A 4,255-nucleotide genomic window follows, 5' to 3' on the forward strand; every position below is an offset into this window, starting at 1 on the left:
AGCACCTGACTCATAATCAGGTGGTCCATGGTTCGAGTCCATGTGGGACCACTTTTAAAATCAAGCACTTACAAATTTATTGTAGGTGCTTTTTTATTTTGGGTCAAGCTTTAGGTCAAGGCAAAAAGTAAAAAGTAGTCAAAGGAAGCAAACAGATTAATCAAAGTATTCACTCTGTCATTTATTTTTTAATGTATTAAAATTTTTGTGATGCTTTTCAAAAAGCAAATCGAACCGAAAAAAAAGGTGGGGTCATTAAAAAAAATTCAATGCTATATTGAGTTAACATATCAGTCCATCTTGCCCCTTTTCCTCTAATAATTTTGAATCTGAAAAACCTATAAAAAAGCCATAAGGGGCAGCAGTAATAAAATTGACTAAACATTAAGGTTAAAATAAACTATAAACCCTTGTTATTATTGATGTTACCTAATTCTAAAAATGAAATTAGAGCTATATTTCAAAGCAAAAGTTGTTAAATGTATTTTGCCGATTTTTAGGCAAAAAAAACCATTTTAAGCAAAACAAGGGTTATCGACCATATCTCGTTAAAAAATCGAGTTTTATTAGAATATCGCTTACCTATCAAAAAACTATAGCGATACCTATTATAAAGCCATAGGAACAAATAAATCCACTTTATTTAAAACTATTGTATTTAAAGGGTGTTCAAGCTTATTTTAAGAGTGGTGCTATTCAATTTTCATTTTAATATATATTTAAAGTTGTTAAATGAATGCTTATTTTTTCAGCTTTGAAATACTGATTTTACCGCCTTTTTGGGTGCATCTTCTCCCTCCCTCTCTTTTTTAGTTTGAAACCGCAAAAAATTATTTATTTTATGCCTAAAATTTACAGGATGAAGCCAAAAATCATAAAAGGAGTTAAAGGATATAAAACTTGTATAGCAAAATATTTAGGATTAAGTAACCTAAATATTGTTTCTACTACTTCAGATTTTCAATATTCTTTTGACGACCAAAATCACGATGCTCAAATTGAAATAATTAATAACATCGTTGAGGAAGAATACCGTATATCAAACTTTTTACAACTTTGGGATTTTATTAGTGCTAAAAATAATGATTGGAGGAATGTTATTAAAGAAGGAATAGCAAATGAAAAAGACGAAGATAGATTAGATATATACACTTATCTAAAAGACAACTACTTTAATAAATTTGAAAAAGATTTATATACTTTTTCTATTCATTATGATTTTGATAATGACTTTTGGCAAACTGATATATTTATAGTTGATACTCTAAATAATATTAAGCAAGAAGTAGAAAAAAATAGTGAAACAAAGAACCTTACATTTATATCAAATACTCATATAGCTATAACAGAAGGCATAAACGAAGCAAATATTATCATACAAAATGACAAGTATTTATATTTAAAAAAGTTTTTCTCAAGATTGATTTATTTTTACAAAATCGTTTATGATTATTTATATACCGATTATTCAGGTTATATTTTGAAACTAAAGTTGTCTTATTCTAAAAAATATGGAGTTAACCATTCACTAAAAGATAGATTTAATTTTGACAAATCTCTCACAACTACTGTAGGTAAATTAGGTTTTAAACTAAACTCTGGATATGGCAGTAGAAGTAGTCTCAATAATGTTTTAGAACACTTAATAGATGGTGGGTTTATAGAAAAGACATCATTTAATATTTTTAAAAACGCATTTAATCCAGTTTCAAACAAAGAAATTGAAACTCCGATAGAATGGAAAGGTAATATTGATGAGCTTTATTATTTTATTTCAACCTTGACAAAGAAAAAGAAAATAATAAATGATACAGGTAAAAATTATAACAAACACATGATATATTGTAAAACCGTTTTCAGAAAAGATGGTAAAGCAATGAATAACATTACTGGCAACCACGACAGGCCTGATAAAAAGCAAGAAATTGATACTATTATAAATCTATTTAAAAAAGAAAAAACAGCAGTACTAGGATAGGTACAAGCATTTATTCTTAAGGTTGATTTTTCTTCCTAGACTGTTATCATTATTAAACCTTTTTTAAGGTACAAGCATTTTATGAGATTTATATTCCTAAATTTATACCAATAGGCAAAAGAAATGAAACCGTTTATGCCATAGGATGCCAGTTTAGAGGACTAAACAAATTCATTGATTATGCAGAATTAATCAATTTTTTAAATTTTGTTAATGACTTTTGTTTGCCTTCTTTAGAAGAAAGTGAGATTAAAAGCATCACTTTAAACATAATGGCTATTGAAAATATAGAGCCTTTACATATAAAACCTAGACGTATTTTATTTAACCCAAAATCTAAATTAACAAAAGTTGAAAAAATAATTACCACTAATAAACTCAATGGTAAAAGACGTTCCTGTTTAACACAAACTAAAATTAAAAAGATAATAGATAACTGGAACAAAGTAGAAGATGGTAAAATGACAAATACAGCTATTGCCAAAAAACTAAACATTAATAGGGTTACTGTTGGCAGACAATTAAAGAAGATGAGAGAAGAAGTTTAAGGCTTTTAAGGGGTGTTCCAAAACGAAAAACACTAACGCTTAACAATTTCTCTAAACTGATAAAAGAAACGCTCGACAAGTCGTAAATCTTCGGTAATAATTTCTGCTGTACCTCGCATTTCTTGTTTAAAGTCTATTTCTTTGTTGTAAGATGTAATTAGTTTTGTTGGAAGCTCTACATCAACAAAATACAAACCTTCTGCATCTGGAATTAATGAAATACTTTTTACTGTTCCATTAAGTACACCAAATTCTGTGTCAGGATAGTTTTCAAGTTTGATGTTTACGGTTTGACCAACCTTGATTTTACCTGAATTTTGTGCAGGTGTTTTTAACTTGGCTATAAAAGATGAATTTTCACTTGGAATAATAATAAACACCAAATCGCCTTGATTTACAGTTTGGTTAGTATTCCAATAATTTAGAAAAGATACTTTGCCATTGATATTAGATTTTAGGACATATAAACGTTCCCAATCTTTAATGGCTTTTTTAAGTTGGTTAAAGGATTGTATTATATTTTTAAGTAAGACCATTTCTTCTTTTATTCGGTTTATCTCTGTGCCTTTTGATGTTTTATGGGCATTACTTATACCTTCTCGCATTTGTGAAATAGAAGCTTCAAAGTTTTTGTAGTTTCGTTCTGCTTGTGCGTATTGTAATTGTTTGTTTTCATAGTCTTGTTCAGAAATTACTCCTTTTTCAAATAAGGTTTTCTGTCGGTTTAAATCCTTTTGAGTAAACTCTAATTCTGTTTTATTAATATCTCTCTGTGATTTTAAGCTTTGTAAACGTCTATTGAGTTCAGATATGGAATATTTATTTGCTAATGCTTCATTAGAAAAAGGCTCTAATTCTTGATTGAGTTTGTATTGAATATAACTATTCTCAAATAACGCAAATTGCGATTCAATATCGCCAAGAAATAAAATAGGTAAGCTATCTATTGGAAAGCTAAAAGATTTACTATTTACAGTTATGGTATCTATTACAGATTTAAGTTTATAAACATCTTTATAATTGGCTGTATTTTCCAAAATAGCTAATGGCGTATTGTTTTTTACTTCTTGATTATCTTTTACTAAAATGGCGTCTATTTTACCTGTGATTTTGGCATATTCTTTTTGTGGTGGAATTTGAGTTGTTATTAATGCTTCTGAAGGAATAATATCTGGGTATTTTATAAACCAAGACATGAATAACAGCATTACAATTAAAGCCAAAAACAAGACGTTTCCCCAACGTATCATCCAATGCGGCACTTTGGTTAATATTTCTTGCACTTCTTCACTACGAAGTTCTATATTATCTAAACTATTATTTGGCATCTATTTTCCTAATTCTAATTGATTTTTAACCAAATTGTAATAATTTCCTTTTTGGCTTACAAGTTTTTGATGATTACCTACTTCAACAATCTTTCCTTTATCCAATACTACAATTTGATGTGCATTTTTAACTGTACTTAATCTATGTGCAATAACAACAACAGTTTTGTTTTCAAAAAAGGTATTTAGCTTTTCCATAATAACCTTTTCGTTATTAGCATCCAATGCACTTGTAGCTTCATCAAAGAATAAGAAATTAGGATTTTTATAGACTGCTCTTGCAATTAGTAAACGTTGTTTTTGCCCTGTACTTACTCCAACACCTTCCATACCAATTTTAGTATTGTATGACAATGGTAAAGATTCTATAAATTCATTAATATTGGCAACAGCAACAGCGT

General features: G+C 28.4%; 4 protein-coding genes. 2 read left to right on the top strand and 2 right to left on the bottom strand.

The genetic code is table 11. From position 1 onward, the window contains the following. Positions 1-859 precede the first annotated feature (859 nt). Positions 860-1,978 (top strand): hypothetical protein, encoded by a 1,119-nt coding sequence (locus ACFDSN_RS10970; protein WP_375239899.1) that lies wholly within the window; start codon positions 860-862, stop codon positions 1,976-1,978. 224 nt (positions 1,979-2,202) lie between these two features. Then, positions 2,203-2,526: a hypothetical protein gene (locus ACFDSN_RS10975; protein WP_375239900.1), complete on the top strand. Its 324-nt coding sequence runs from the start codon at positions 2,203-2,205 to the stop codon at positions 2,524-2,526. A gap of 32 nt (positions 2,527-2,558) precedes the next feature. On the opposite strand, the gene ACFDSN_RS10980 is transcribed toward ACFDSN_RS10975, so the two are convergent. Next, positions 2,559-3,854, bottom strand: a complete 1,296-nt coding sequence (locus ACFDSN_RS10980; RefSeq protein ID WP_375239901.1) for an HlyD family secretion protein — start codon at positions 3,852-3,854, stop codon at positions 2,559-2,561. Next, on the bottom strand, positions 3,855-4,255 hold a 401-nt coding region (locus tag ACFDSN_RS10985), incomplete at its 5' end, for an ATP-binding cassette domain-containing protein (RefSeq protein WP_375239902.1).

This window comes from Aurantibacter sp. (genome assembly GCF_042094015.1).
Classification (GTDB): domain Bacteria; phylum Bacteroidota; class Bacteroidia; order Flavobacteriales; family Flavobacteriaceae; genus Aurantibacter.